Source organism: Pseudomonas sp. FYR_7 (assembly GCF_043106155.1).
GTDB classification, from domain to species: domain Bacteria; phylum Pseudomonadota; class Gammaproteobacteria; order Pseudomonadales; family Pseudomonadaceae; genus Aquipseudomonas; species Aquipseudomonas parafulva_B.
This window is the reverse complement of the sequence record NZ_JBICMI010000047.1, coordinates 71,602-84,934: the sequence shown is the minus strand read 5'-3', so window position 1 is coordinate 84,934 and position 13,333 is coordinate 71,602. Positions and strand designations below refer to the sequence as shown.

The window sequence follows — 13,333 nt, the reverse complement described above, 5'->3', positions numbered from 1 at the left end:
CGCATGCGTACCATCTACAACTGGGACCTGATCGAACGCTTGTTGCATGAAGTGCAGAACGGCAGTGGGCAGAATTTCACGCCCCGCCCTTATGCCGAAGCGCACGCCGCTGACCTGGCGGCCAAGGGTGAACCCGTCGGTGACCTGGATCGCCTCAAAAGCCAGGCCTGCGAATACGAGAAGCTGCTTCTGGAGCGAGGCTATATTCAAAGCCGCCCGGAAGAGGAGGGTGGAAACGGCGAGAACTTCGTGCTGACCGAGCGAGGGTCGCGCCTGATGAGCCTGATCGACAGCAGCATTCCAGGCTTCGAACACCCGCGGCAAGTGCTGGATGATCAGGATGATGCGCTGGATGAAAGCACCTTTGAACACGTCTCGTCCAAGGCGCAGATTGCCGGTGGTGCCATTTAAAGCTGGCCAGCGAGGCATGCGTGAATTGATAATCCCGTGTCCCTTTTTTCAGGTGAATCACTGCGCATGCCTTTGCACCGTCTCGAGGTCCGCCGATGAGCGTGGCCCGCAAGAACCCCGATGCCTTTGCGTTTCAGGTCATGGTGGTGCTTTGCCTGATCTGGGGCAGCCAGCAGGTGCTGATCAAAACGGCCGCCGTGGACATTGCCCCAGTGATGCAGGCAACCCTGCGCAACTGCATCGCTGCGGTGCTGGTCGGGCTGATGATACTGTGGCGCGGCGACTGGAAACAGGTAGGGGGGACTTGGCGAGCAGGTGTGTTGGCGGGCGGATTGTTCGGACTCGAGTTTCTGTTCATCGCCGAAGGACTCAAGCTGACCACGGCCGCTCACATGTCGGTGTTCTTGTACACAGCGCCCATCTTCACCGCCCTTGGCCTTCATTTCATGCTGCCCAGCGAACGGCTGAGACTGTTGCAATGGCTAGGCATACTGCTGGCGTTCGCGGGCATTGCACTGGCCTTTGTGGGTGGGACCTCATGGGCCGAGATGGACGGGCGCACCTTGCTGGGGGATGCCTTTGGGGTACTCGCCGGCTTGGCATGGGGCGCGACCACGGTCGTAGTCAGGGGGTCGCGGCTTTCCGAGGCACCAGCAACCCTTACCCTGTTCTATCAGCTAGCGGTAGGTTTTGTCGGCTTACTGCTCATTGGGCTGATCACGGGGCAGGCCGGCGATGTGGTCATGACGCCGCTGGCGATTGGGAGCGTGTTGTTCCAAGGCGTAATCGTCTCGTTCATCAGTTACCTGACTTGGTTCTGGCTGCTGCGCAAGTACCTGGCATCGAACCTGGCTGTGTTTTCATTCATCACGCCCCTGTTCGGCGTCACCTTCGGAGTGTTGATCCTGGGCGAACCGCTGACCGTGAACTTCGTGCTTGGCGCTGTGCTGGTGCTCGTGGGCGTGGTTCTGGTAAGTGCCGAACCCTGGGTACGGCAGCAACTGCGCAAATGGGTCGGGTAAGGCCAGAACCTAGCAGTAACATAGGGAAACGATTGACGATGCCAGGAAATCCCCCAAGCGGCTTGATCGGCGTCACAATCACCCCCATGTGTAAGATCAGACGTAGGCGTCAGCCCATACATGCGGCTATGATCTGTATAAGGCAACGCCAAACTGATTCGCCGATAGGCTTACCCGTAAAGGGGGCATTATGAATAAAGCACTGTACAACTGGCTCCACGACCTCGGGGTTGCCTTGGGTTTGATTCCGCCGCCCTTGCAGCCGGTGCCCATCCCGACTGATGAAAAGCAGCGCCCCCGTCAGCCACGCCGCCGCTGAGCGAGCAAAGGCCGCTCTACCTTTCGGGGCAGAGCGGCTTCTTTGTTCCAATTAGGCGTTTTTGTTCCTTGGCGCACCCGCTCTAGGGCTCTGGCTGTTCATAGCAGCCTTCGGCAGCACTGATCGAGCCCTGCTTCTCCCTCAGTGATATCCCCTTTTCGCCCACTCATCCCCGCCCTTTGCGACCTGTTTCAGCCTGCTGCGACACTGGCGTAAACATTGCGTTGATGTATTTCGTCAGGATGCAATAATTTCCTGCGGCTACGGCCTCCTATTTGAAAGCGCTCTGCTACATATCAACTTTGCGCCTACTTTTCTCCCATTTTCATCCTGCAAGGATCGCCGAAGATGCGCACGAACTTGCCCGTCACCGAGCATGAAAGAACCTTCCCCGGTGACCAGCGCCTGATCTCGACCACCGATCTCGATAGCCGAATCACCTACTGCAACGAAGCGTTCGTGGCCATCAGTGGCTTCACTTATGACGAACTGGTAGGTCAGCCCCACAATTTGGTACGTCATCCGGACATGCCCGCCGCGGTGTTTGGCCATATGTGGGACACCATCAAGCAGGGCAAGCCCTGGATGGGTATCGTCAAAAACCGAGCAAAGAACGGTGACTATTACTGGGTCAGTGCCTACGTCACACCCATCTACGAACAAGGCCGCGTCAGTGGTTACGAGTCAGTGCGTTCAGTGCCCAGCCGCGCGCAGATCGCCCGTGCCGAGCGCCTGTATGCCCGCCTGCGCAGTGACCGTGCGCCGTTGCCGTGGGTAGCACGTGTGGGCCAACGCCTGGGGACTGGCTGGCCGCTTGCCGCCGCCGGAGCGCTATCGGCGTTCGCCTACGCCAGCCTGCCGGCCTACGCTGCACTGGCGGTATTGATGACCAGCCTGCTGCTGGCCTGGTACGTCATCGAGCGCCAGCACAGCCAAGCCATACAGCGCACGTTGGCTGCACACCCCAGGGCCTTCACCAGCCCGCTGGTGGCGCTGACCTATAGCGCCAGCCCCGGGCTGCATGGGCAAATGGATCTGGCCATTCTGAGTGAAGAAGCGCGCTTGCAAACCGCCTTGACCCGGCTTGAGGATGCAGGCGTGGGGGTAAAGGACCGGGCTTCACAATCCTCTAAACTGTCAGACACACAGGCCTTGATGCTTGACCGTCAACGCAGTGAAACGGATCAGTCCGCCACTGCCATCGCCGAGATGGCGGCAACCATCCAGCAGGTCACGCAGAACGTCCAGAGCACGGCCCATGCCGCCGGCGACGCCGATCAATTGGCTCAGCGCGGCAGTGAGCTGGCCCAGCAGAGCCTGCATGCGATGGACAGCATGAGCGATGCGGTCAGTGATATTGGCCAGGCCGTCAACGCACTCGCCCAGCAGACCCAGTCCATCGGCAGCGTGGTCGATGTGATCACAGCCATTGCCGAGCAGACCAACCTGCTGGCACTTAACGCTGCCATCGAAGCGGCCCGTGCGGGAGAGCAGGGGCGGGGGTTTGCCGTGGTGGCCGACGAGGTCCGTTCGCTGGCCCAGCGCACCCGCACTTCGACCGAGGAAATTCATCAGATCATCGCCACCCTGCGCGCGGGCACCGAGCGGGCAGTGAGCTCCGCCGGCCACGGCGAGCGCATCGCGCGCGACAGCAGGCAAAGCGTTGAGGCCGTGCAGAACGCGCTGGTCGGCATCGCCCAGGCGGTCAGCAGGATCACAGGCATGAGCCAACAGATGGCTGCTGCTTCCGAACAGCAAAGCCATGTGGCTGAAGACATCAACCAGCAGATCACGCGCATCGCCCAGTTGTGCGACCAAAGCGCTGGGCAGGCACGGCAAGGCGCGCAGATCAGCCAGGACCTCGAACGCATGGCCGACTATCTCTACGGCCTGGCCGAGCGCTTCAATCGCTGATCGCCCACACCTGCGCGGGGCACGCTTTGGGCTGAAGGCGTGCCGGTTGATCTGCGGTTCTGTGGCACACTGCGCGGCCAAGGAGACCTCATGTCCAGACCCCGCTGCGAGCGCTGCCTGCGCCCCCTCGACCATTGCCTCTGCGCCTTGATACCTGCGATCGGCAGCAGGACCCGCGTGTTGCTGTTGCAGCACCCAAGCGAAGCGTCCCATGCGCTGAACACGGCTCGCCTGGCAGCGCTAGGCTTGATCAATGCGCAGCTGCACGTGGGTGAGGTATTCGACGACCTGGACCGATGGCTGGCAATGCCGGGTTACCGGCCAGTGGTGTTGTTTCCGGGCGAGGGGGCGCAAGCGCTCGGGCCTTACACGCAGACCGACGACACACCGTTGTTGCTGGTCGTGCCGGACGGTACCTGGCGCAAGGCGCGCAAGCTGATGTATCTCAATCCGCTGCTGGCGGCTCTGCCGAAGGTCACCTTGGGGAATGTGACGCCGTCACGCTATCGTCTGCGCAAGGCGCCCGAGGCAGGCGCGCTTTCGACCATCGAGGCGGTGGTGCAGGCCTTGAACGTGCTGGAGTACCCTGCCAGCTTCGACGCGGTGCTGGCGCCGTTCGAGGCCCTGATCGAAGGGCAGATCCAAGCCATGGGTGCCGGCACCTACGAGCGCAATCATCACAAGGATACAGGGGCGCCCTGAGCGACGCCCCGGTCTGGTCAGCGCATCTCGGGCAGATGAGCTTCAGTGCGCACTTCGGTGGCTGCGTAGGCGTCAGGCGGTAGCGAGATGCGCTGCTTGCTCAACAGCTCGCCCATGGTGGCCAGTACCCGGTAGCGGGAATAGGCTTCAGTGTAGCGCACCTCGGTGTAGCGACGGTCCGCGTTGTACAGCTCGTTCTCACTGTCGAGCACGTCCAGCAGGGTACGTTGGCCCAGACCGAACTGGTCCTGGTAGGCGGCGCGCACCCGTTTGGTGGTGTCGGCGTACTCGCGCGCGGTAGGCAGCTGCTTGCTGGCGTTGTTCAAGGCGTTCCAGGCCAGGCTCAGGTTTTCGGTCAGCTCGCGCAGTGCATTGTTGCGAATGTCCATGGCCTGGTTGATCTTGTGCGCGTCGGAGTTCAGGCGGGCCTTGTCGCTGCCGCCGCGGAACAGGTTGTAGTTCATCTCAACGCCTGCCTGCCAGTCGTTGTTGCTGTGGCCTTTTTCACCGCCGGTATTGTTGTTGGCACCGGTGGCCAGAATGGCATCAAAGCGCGGGTAGAAGGTCGACTTGGCAACCTTGTACTGCTCTTCGGCGGCGTTCACGTCCGCCTGGGCCGACTTGATGTAAGGGTTGTTCTGGCGCATGCCTTCGCGTGCTTCTTCCAGCGTTGCTGGCATTTGCACGGCGACCGCTTGCGGATCTTCCAGCTCATCCGGTACACGGCCCACGACACTGAAGAAGTTGGCTTCGGCATCGGCCAGGTCCACCTCGGCGGTATCGAGGTTGTTCTCCGCCAGGGCGCGACGAGCACGGGACTGGTCCAGGTCAGCTGTACTGCCGACACCCCGTTCGTTGCGCAGGCCGATCTGGTCGTTCACCCGCAGGTGGGCTTGCAGGTTGTTCTTGGCCAGGCTTACCAGTTCGCGGCGCTTGAGCACTTCCAGGTACACCTCGATGGCGCGCAAGGCAACGTCCTGAGCCACTGCCTGGGTGTAGTACGCACGGGAGGTGGAGACCGCTTGGGTGCGGCCCACTTCGCTGGAGGTGTTGAAGCCATCGAAGATCATCTGCCGCAGGCGCAGGTCGGCCTGGGAATAGTTGAGGGTTTCCTTGCCACGTCGTCCGTCAGTACCACGCGTGTTGGCGTTGTCCGAGCGCTGGCGACCGTAGCCCGCTACCAGGTCGACGGATGGGTAGTAGCCGCCGCGGGCGAACTTCACATCTTCATCGGCAGACAACTTGCTGTTGCGGTTCGAGCTGACCTGGGGGTGGTAGTCCACAGCGCTTTGGACAGCTTCGGTGATCGACATCGCCTGCACGTGGGCACTTGCCAGAGCCAACAGCAACGCACTGGTGATGGGGTTCAAAAGACGCATGGGTACCTCTCCCTGATCCTGGGTTTTCCTACAAATCGCCAAAAAAATGACTATATTCCGATGCCGTATAGTGTTGCAGGTTTTTAAGCCCACAGCTAAGTACATTCATTGAGATGAGTAAGAAGATTTATTCATATCAACGTGCCATGTTCGACATTAATTGTCTAACGCTGAGAAGGGGAGCTGCTGACTCAGATGCCATCAAGCGCTGTCGAGGGGGCGCAAAGTGGCGGCTGCAAGCAGTTCCAGAACGAATCTAGATAAAAGAATGGTGGGGTAGGCCAAATTGATATTTGGCGACAAATTATTGTCACTTAGGCGGTGTGTAGGTTTTTTGCCGAAGAATGTAGAACGTTACACCCACCGCACTGGCCAGCATGAACAACCGTGCCCAGGGAAACGGAACCAGATAGCAGGAAACGGCGATGCTCAACCACATCAGGCCTATGGCATAGGCCTTGGCTTTGAGGGGCATACCCTCGCCGCCTAGGTAGCCCCGGATCCAGGGCCCCAGGCGAGGGTGGTTGACCAACCAGTCGTGAAAGCGTGGCGAGCTGCGGGCAAAACACGCCGCTGCCAGCAGGAGAAACGGCGTGGTCGGCAGCACCGGCAGGAAGATGCCAACCACGCCCAGCGCCACGCTCAGCCAGCCGATGGCCAGCAGCAGGTAGCGCATGCCCGGCTTAGTGGTGACGGGGCTTGAGCAGGGCCGGTTTCTCTTCCGGGGCATGCAACAACAGGAACAGCGCGGTCAGGGCCTCGGGAATCTGCACGATCATGTCGTCCTGAAGGCTGGCGTTGCTGGCGATGTCGGCAAATTCAGGCTGCTCGTCGAACAGGCCCGAACCGACCATGATCGGCAGCAGCATTTCGCTCACTTCCTCTTCGGCATTCTCGAACCAGGCTTCCTCGCGCAGGAAGACCCCTTCCATGAAACCGATGCACCAGCCGCGCAGGTCGGAGTCGTCAGGGTCATCGCCCAGATCCAGGTCGCAGGGCAGCTCGAACTCGTCATCACTTGCCAACTGGCGCGCGATATGGCCTTTGAGGGCAACCAGCGTGGCCTCGATCTCGACGCGCTGGGCCTCGCTGGCGTAGTGCGGTTCTTCGGCGAACAAGGCGTCGATCCATTCGCGCTCGGGCACCTCTTCGGCGTTGATCGACAAGGCAGTGAGGTAGCCGTGGGCGGCGACATAGTCCAGCGCTTCTTCGTGCAGCTCGTCGGCGTCGAGGAAGGCTTGCAGGCGGGTCAGTTGCTCGGCGAAGGACATTACGGGGCTACCTTGGGAATAAACGATACCGAATTCTAGCACCTTGCAGCGTCAGCGGGGCAAAGACACGCCCATCGCAACGGTGCCAGTGCAGGGAGCGGGTGCGGTATACTTGGCGGTTTCCAGCCCAGGGCCCACCGTTGTCGGGCCGTTGGCAAAAACCGCTTACGCATTCGGCGTGTGCGGCGCGGGTTTTTCGTCCAGCCTGTAGCGGGGTGGTACGGCGTTTTTGGAGTTGCACATGCTCGAACAGGCTCAGCGCGTTCTCAAGGACATCTTCGGCTACGACAGCTTCCGAGGGCGCCAGGCAGCGATCATCGAATGCGTAGCCAATGGTGGCGATGCCCTGGTGCTGATGCCCACAGGTGGCGGCAAGTCGCTGTGTTTCCAGGTCCCGGGGTTGCTGCGCCCAGGCCTGACCGTGGTGGTGTCGCCGTTGATCGCACTGATGGACGACCAGGTCGCCACGCTCGATGAACTGGGGGTGTCGGCCGCTGCCCTGAACTCCACGCTCAATGCCGAGCAACAACGGGAACTGGCTGGGCGCCTGCGCCGCGGCGAGGTGAAGATGCTCTACCTGGCGCCAGAGCGCCTGGTGCAACCGCGCATGCTCGATTTTCTGCGCGACCTGGACATTTCGCTGTTCGCCATCGACGAAGCCCACTGCGTGTCCCAGTGGGGCCACGATTTTCGCCCCGAATACTTGCAACTGGGCCAACTGGCCGAGCTGTTCCCGCATGTGCCACGTATTGCGCTCACCGCGACCGCAGACATGCGTACCCGGGAAGAAATCGTCCAGCGCCTGCATCTGCAAGGGGCCGAGCGCTTCCTCTCGAGCTTCGACCGGCCGAACATCTTCTACCGCATCGTCCCCAAGGAAGCGCCCCGCAGGCAGCTCATGGCGTTTCTGGGCGAACGCCGTGGCAACGCTGGCATCGTCTATTGCCTGTCGCGCAAGAAAGTCGACGAAACCGCTGCGTTTCTCTGCGACCAGGGCTTCCCCGCGCTGCCTTACCACGCCGGCCTGCCGGCTGAGACGCGCTCGGCCAACCAGCATCGGTTCCTCAACGAAGAAGGGCTGATCATGGTCGCGACCATCGCCTTCGGCATGGGCATCGACAAGCCCAACGTGCGTTTCGTCGCGCACCTGGACCTGCCAAAGTCGCTGGAAGCCTACTATCAGGAAACCGGTCGTGCCGGTCGTGACGGCCTGCCTTCGGACGCTTGGATGGCGTACGGCTTGCAGGACATGGTCATGCTCAAGCAGATGCTGCAGAACTCCGAGGGTGACGAGCGCCACAAGCGCATCGAACAGCACAAGCTCGACGCAATGCTTGCCTTGTGCGAGGAGACACGCTGCCGACGCCAGACCTTGCTGGCGTACTTCGATGAGACGCTGGAACAACCCTGCGGGCACTGCGACAACTGTGTCGACAACGTGCAGACGTGGGATGCCACCGAGCCCGCCCGCCAGGCATTGTCAGCAGTGTTTCGCACCGGCCAGCGCTATGGCGTGGGGCATCTGGTGGACGTGCTGCTGGGCAAAAGCACCGAGAAAGTGACTAATTTCGGTCATGACAAGCTGTCGGTGTTCGGCGTCGGCAAGGCGCTGGCCGAGGCCGACTGGCGCTCGCTGTTCCGCCAACTGGTAGCCCGTGGCCTGGTCGACATCGACCTGGAAGGCTACGGCGGCCTGCGCCTGTCGGACAGCTGCCGCCCGCTGCTGCGCGGCGAAGTCACGTTGCAACTGCGCCGTGATCTGAAACCGCAAACCGTAGCCAAGGCCTCGTCTTCTGGCGGCAGCCCGGCGAGCCAGTTGGTGCGTGCAGAAGAACGCGAATTGTGGGAAGCGCTGCGCACCTTGCGCCGCAAGCTTGCCGAAGAGCATCGCGTCCCGCCTTACGTCATCTTCCCGGACTCCACCTTGCTTGAGATGCTGCGCAGCCAGCCGGTGACCCTGAGTGACATGGCGCAGGTCAGCGGTGTCGGCGCCCGCAAGCTGGAACGCTACGGGCAGGCATTCCTGGAAGTGCTCAATGGCAGCGGCGGCACCCCCGAGGCGCCGAAGGTGGTACTGGACTTGCGTCATGAACTGGTCAGCTTGGCCCGCGCTGGCATGACGCCGGCGCAGATCGCCGGTCAGCTCGACTGCACTGAAAAGAACGTCTACAGCCTTCTGGCTGAGGCCTTGGGGCGTCAGGAGCTTAACCTTGAACAGGCGCTGGACCTGCCGGAAGATCTTCTGTCGGAGATCCAGGATGCCTTCCTCGACGGCGAAGGCGAATTGCCACCCGTTTCCACCATTGCGCCGTTGTTCGGATCGCGTGTGCCAGACGGCGTCCTGCACTGCGTGCGCGCCGCCTTGGCGGCTGAGTTCGAGCTGTGACAGTGCGCGCTACCGGCTCGGCCCGAGCGGTTTGCTGATCCGTGTCACGCCAGCGCACATTTACCCTGCAGCAGCGCATCCCCACGGCTTGCCTCGTCGGGCTGCGCATGATTAGCTGCCTAACAATTAGAACTGTTCGACGAGTCGCTTTATGCCCCTGACTGACAATCAACACCGCTTCGGCATGCAGCTTGCCCAGATGTCCCGTGGTTGGCGCGCCGAGCTTGATCGCCGTCTGGCCGGCCTCAACCTGTCACAGGCGCGGTGGCTGGTGCTGCTGCACCTGGCACGGTTCGAGGAAGCGCCCACCCAACGCGAACTGGCGCAGAGCGTCGGCGTGGAGGGCCCGACCCTGGCGCGTTTGCTCGATAGTCTCGAAGGGCAGGGGCTGGTGCGTCGCCAGGCCGTTGTCGAAGACCGGCGGGCCAAGAAGATCCTGCTGTGCCCCCCAGCCAAGCCCCTGATCGAGCAGATCGAGACCATCGCCAATCAGCTACGCATCGAGCTTTTCACAGGCGTCGATGAAGCGGACCTTGAGGTCTGCATGCGGGTCCATGCCAAGATTCTGAGCAACCTGGAAAAGCCCTGATCCACCGTTTGCGAGGCGCATCACCATGACCGAGCCAAAGCCTGAAGTCGTCATCACCTATTGCACCCAGTGCCAGTGGCTGCTGCGTGCCGGCTGGCTGGCCCAGGAGCTACTCAGTACGTTTGGCCAGGACCTGGGGCAGGTGGCCTTGCAGCCGGGTACCGGCGGCGTTTTTCGCATCACCTGCGATGGCGTGCAGGTGTGGGAGCGCAAAGCCGATGGCGGCTTCCCTGAAGCAAAAGTGCTCAAGCAACGCGTACGCGATCAGATCGATCCACAGCGCGACCTGGGTCACAACGACCGCTAACCGCCCCGGCCGTGTCGATATTGTAGGCCGGCGCCTTGGCGTCAGAGGCGCACCTTGCCCAGCAGCACGTCCCTGAACATCGCGAAGTCGCCTAGCAAGCTATAGAAGGGATAGGTGAAGGTCGCAGGCCGATTCTTCTCGAAAAAGTAATGCCCTACCCAGGCCAGGCCGTAGCCGACCACGGGCACCGCCAGCAGCAGCATCCACTCGCCGCTGCCGATGGCGTAGGCCAGCAGGGCAATGACCAGGCTGGTGCCCACGAAGTGCAGGCGGCGGCACGTGGGGTTGCTGTGTTCACCGAGGTAGTAGGGGTAGAACTCGGCGAAGGTTCGGAATTGCGCTGTGCGGTCCATGACACTGCTCCGGAAGATTGACTGGGAATGATAGACACGGCGTGGAGCCTGATTCGAGTCTAGAGTCACTGACGAGGCGTACCAGTGACAATAGGCGCCAATTGAGTATCCTTGGGGTTCACCGCAGGAGCGGTCAGCATAAGAAGCGTGCCATGAGCGAAAGAACCACCTCCGCCAGCTGGGCATCTGGAATCGTCAAGGCGCTGGAGCTCGAAGGGCTCGATTGCCAGGCCATGTTCAAGCAGCTGGGGCTGGATTTCACTGCTCTCGACGATCCGGATGCGCGCTTCCCGCAGGACGCCATGACCCGGCTCTGGCAACTGGCGGTGGAGCTATCAGGCAATGAAGCAATCGGCCTGAACATGGCGCGCGTGGTCAGGCCGGCATCCTTTCATGTGGTGGGCTACGCGCTGATGTCCAGCCGCACGCTGGCCGAAGGCTTCGCACGGCTGGTGCGCTATCAGCGCATCATCGCCGAGAGCTCTGACTTGAGCTTCATCCTCACCCCCGAAGGCTATTCGCTGATCCTGACCGTGCACGGCGACCACCTGCCGCCCACCCGGCACAGTGCCGAGGCGTCGCTGGCCTGCGCCCTGTCGCTGTGCAAATGGCTCAGCGGCCGGCCGGTCCAGCCGCGACGGGTGCTGATACAGGGGCCGCCGCCCAAGCACCTGGAACCCTACAAAGTGGCCTTTCATTCCCCACTGATCTTCAATGCGCCCCATGATGCCCTGGTGTTCGAGCGGGCTGACATGGAGGCGCCACTGCCCACAGCCAACGAAGCCATGGCCGTATTGCACGACCGGTTCGCCGGTGAATACCTGGCACGCTTCTCGGAGACCCGCGTGACCCACCGGGTGCGCCAGGTGCTGTGCCGCATCCTACCCCAGGGCGAGCCCAAGCGTGAAACCCTGGCACAGGCGCTGCACCTGTCCCAGCGCACCTTGCAGCGCCGGTTGCAGGATGAGGGCACCAGCTTCCAGGCGTTGCTCGACGATACCCGGCGCGAACTGGCCGAACAGTACTTGGCCCAGCCCAACATGACCCTGCTGGAAACCGCCTACCTGCTTGGCTTTGCCGACCCTAGCAACTTCTACCGGGCCTTTCGCCGTTGGTTTGGCGTCACGCCCAGTGAGTACCGGGCTCGCCTGGGCACCGATATCGACGGAGTCAGTGACGCCAGAAAGCCGGCATGCACAACACCAGCACGGTGATGATTTCCAGCCGGCCCAGCAGCATGCCGCCGGCCAGGATCCACTTGGCGGCGTCGGGCAGCTTGGCGTAGTTACCCGACGGCCCGATCACTTCGCCAAGGCCCGGGCCCACGCCGGACACCGTCCCGGCCGCGCCGGTCAGGGCGGTCATCCAGTCGACCCCCAGCAGTGACAGCAGCAACGCCATCACGCAGATGGTGATGGCGAAGAAGAATGAAAACGTGAGGATCGAGCGTACGATTTCTTCGTCGAGGCGGTGCCCGTTGTACTTCTGCTTAATCACTGCCCGGGGGTGAATCAACTGGTTGAGGTTGGCCTTGAGCAGGATATAGGCCACCTGAAAGCGGAAGATCTTGATGCCGCCGGCCGTCGAACCGGAACACCCGCCCACGAACCCCAGGTAGAAGAACAGCATCAACGAAAAGTTGCCCCACAGACTGTAGTCACCCAACGCAAAGCCTGTGGTGGTCACGACCGAGGTCACGTTCAGCGCGACGTGCCGCAAGGCATCGAGCCAGTGCAGGTTGGTGGTGTACCAGTACCAGGTGCCCAGGATCACCCAGGTCGCCACCAGCATGCCCAGCAAGCCCTGCACCTGTTGATCGCGGATCAGGGCCCCGCGGTTGCCGCGCAACGTGGCCACGTACAGGGTGAACGGCAGGCTGCCGAGGATCATCACCACCACGGCCACCCAGTGCACGGCGGGCATGTCCCACTTGGCCAGGGACTGGTCGGAGGTTGAAAAACCGCCGGTGGAAATCGCCGACATGGCATGGTTGATCGCATCGAACGGGCTCATGCCGGCCCACCAGAACGCCAGGGCACCGAAGATGGAAAAGCCGACATAGACCCCGACGATGGACTTGGCGACCATGTGCGAGCGCGGCATCACTTTCTCGGAGCGGTCCGAGGATTCGGTCTGGAACAGCCTCATGCCACCGATGCGCAGCAGGGGAAGAATGGCCACCGCCATGGCGATGAAGCCAATACCGCCCAGCCAGTGCAGCATCGAGCGCCACATCAGGATGCCGGGCGACATGCTGTCCAGGCCGCTGAGTACGGTAGCGCCGGTGGCGGTGATGCCCGACATGCTTTCGAAAAACGCATCGGTGTAGCTGATGTGCTGCGTAAGCAGAAAGGGCAGGGCAGCGAACACGCACACCACCACCCAGGAGCACACCGTCAACAGGTACATGTCGCGTGGACGCAGGTGCACGTGTTCCGGCCTGCCGGGCACCACCAGCAGCAGGCCCGCCACGAAGGTGATCAGGCTCGACCAGAGAAAGGACGGCAGGTCGCGGGTGTGTTCGAAGATCACCAGGGTGGCCATGGGGACAGCCATGCCCACGGCGAGCGTGATGAGGAAGATGCCGATGATGAAACCAATGATCCTTAGGGTCGGCAACGCCATGTGTTCTGCTCGGGCTCGAAACGGAAGGGCGCCATTCTACCTGTGGGGCGCAAAG

The 13,333-nt window shown here is 61.9% G+C and carries 13 protein-coding genes and 2 pseudogenes; 10 read left to right on the top strand and 5 right to left on the bottom strand.

The features are described 5' to 3' along the window. Positions 1-3 precede the first annotated feature (3 nt). The 6 genes and pseudogenes from ACF8R3_RS11170 (at position 4) to ACF8R3_RS11145 (ending at position 4,368) form a co-directional block, all read left to right on the top strand. Positions 4-411, top strand: a complete 408-nt coding sequence (locus ACF8R3_RS11170) for a hypothetical protein (protein ID WP_058637591.1) — start codon at positions 4-6, stop codon at positions 409-411. Positions 412-506: 95 nt separating this feature from the next. Next, the gene (locus tag ACF8R3_RS11165) at positions 507-1,433 is read left to right on the top strand and encodes a DMT family transporter (protein WP_196185812.1); all 927 of its coding nucleotides are present in this window, start codon (positions 507-509) and stop codon (positions 1,431-1,433) included. A 190-nt stretch (positions 1,434-1,623) separates the two neighbouring features. After that, positions 1,624-1,752 carry a PA1414 family protein gene (locus ACF8R3_RS11160; RefSeq protein WP_023533827.1) on the top strand — a complete coding sequence of 43 codons (129 nt, stop codon included), beginning with the start codon at positions 1,624-1,626 and terminating at the stop codon, positions 1,750-1,752. Positions 1,753-2,100: 348 nt separating this feature from the next. Further along, positions 2,101-2,382, top strand: a pseudogene (locus tag ACF8R3_RS11155) (PAS domain-containing protein); the annotation flags it as partial. A 309-nt stretch (positions 2,383-2,691) separates the two neighbouring features. Beyond that, positions 2,692-3,666, top strand: a pseudogene (locus tag ACF8R3_RS11150) (methyl-accepting chemotaxis protein); the annotation flags it as partial. A 90-nt stretch (positions 3,667-3,756) separates the two neighbouring features. After that, positions 3,757-4,368 (top strand): tRNA-uridine aminocarboxypropyltransferase, encoded by a 612-nt coding sequence (locus ACF8R3_RS11145; protein WP_196125992.1) that lies wholly within the window; start codon positions 3,757-3,759, stop codon positions 4,366-4,368. Between the two features lie 17 nt (positions 4,369-4,385). Here ACF8R3_RS11145 and ACF8R3_RS11140 read toward each other — a convergent pair whose 3' ends face one another. The 3 genes from ACF8R3_RS11140 to ACF8R3_RS11130 all read right to left on the bottom strand — a co-directional run bounded on the left by ACF8R3_RS11140 (position 4,386) and on the right by ACF8R3_RS11130 (position 7,018). Beyond that, positions 4,386-5,747, bottom strand: a complete 1,362-nt coding sequence (locus tag ACF8R3_RS11140) for a TolC family outer membrane protein (RefSeq protein ID WP_058637595.1) — start codon at positions 5,745-5,747, stop codon at positions 4,386-4,388. Between the two features lie 310 nt (positions 5,748-6,057). Beyond that, positions 6,058-6,423, bottom strand: coding sequence for a YbaN family protein (locus ACF8R3_RS11135; RefSeq protein ID WP_153010320.1), 366 nt, complete (start codon positions 6,421-6,423; stop codon positions 6,058-6,060). Positions 6,424-6,430: 7 nt separating this feature from the next. Continuing rightward, positions 6,431-7,018 carry a UPF0149 family protein gene (locus tag ACF8R3_RS11130; RefSeq protein WP_027915890.1) on the bottom strand — a complete coding sequence of 196 codons (588 nt, stop codon included), beginning with the start codon at positions 7,016-7,018 and terminating at the stop codon, positions 6,431-6,433. Between the two features lie 241 nt (positions 7,019-7,259). On the opposite strand from ACF8R3_RS11130, the gene recQ reads away from it, so the two are divergent. The 3 genes from recQ to ACF8R3_RS11115 all read left to right on the top strand — a co-directional run bounded on the left by recQ (position 7,260) and on the right by ACF8R3_RS11115 (position 10,300). Then, on the top strand, positions 7,260-9,404 hold the full coding sequence (gene recQ / locus ACF8R3_RS11125; protein ID WP_058637597.1) for a DNA helicase RecQ: 2,145 nt from the start codon (positions 7,260-7,262) through the stop codon (positions 9,402-9,404). Positions 9,405-9,555: 151 nt separating this feature from the next. After that, positions 9,556-9,993 carry a MarR family transcriptional regulator gene (locus ACF8R3_RS11120; protein ID WP_058605594.1) on the top strand — a complete coding sequence of 146 codons (438 nt, stop codon included), beginning with the start codon at positions 9,556-9,558 and terminating at the stop codon, positions 9,991-9,993. Positions 9,994-10,018: 25 nt separating this feature from the next. Then, on the top strand, positions 10,019-10,300 hold the full coding sequence (locus tag ACF8R3_RS11115) for a SelT/SelW/SelH family protein (RefSeq protein WP_058637598.1): 282 nt from the start codon (positions 10,019-10,021) through the stop codon (positions 10,298-10,300). 41 nt (positions 10,301-10,341) lie between these two features. Here ACF8R3_RS11115 and ACF8R3_RS11110 read toward each other — a convergent pair whose 3' ends face one another. After that, positions 10,342-10,653, bottom strand: coding sequence for a DUF962 domain-containing protein (locus tag ACF8R3_RS11110; protein WP_196121845.1), 312 nt, complete (start codon positions 10,651-10,653; stop codon positions 10,342-10,344). A 152-nt stretch (positions 10,654-10,805) separates the two neighbouring features. Between ACF8R3_RS11110 and ACF8R3_RS11105 the strand changes: the two genes are divergently transcribed. Beyond that, positions 10,806-11,867, top strand: coding sequence for an AraC family transcriptional regulator (locus ACF8R3_RS11105; RefSeq protein WP_392515603.1), 1,062 nt, complete (start codon positions 10,806-10,808; stop codon positions 11,865-11,867). Here ACF8R3_RS11105 and ACF8R3_RS11100 read toward each other — a convergent pair. Then, positions 11,824-13,278 (bottom strand): TrkH family potassium uptake protein, encoded by a 1,455-nt coding sequence (locus ACF8R3_RS11100; protein WP_058605590.1) that lies wholly within the window; start codon positions 13,276-13,278, stop codon positions 11,824-11,826. The genes ACF8R3_RS11105 and ACF8R3_RS11100 overlap by 44 nt on opposite strands. Positions 13,279-13,333 lie beyond the last annotated feature (55 nt).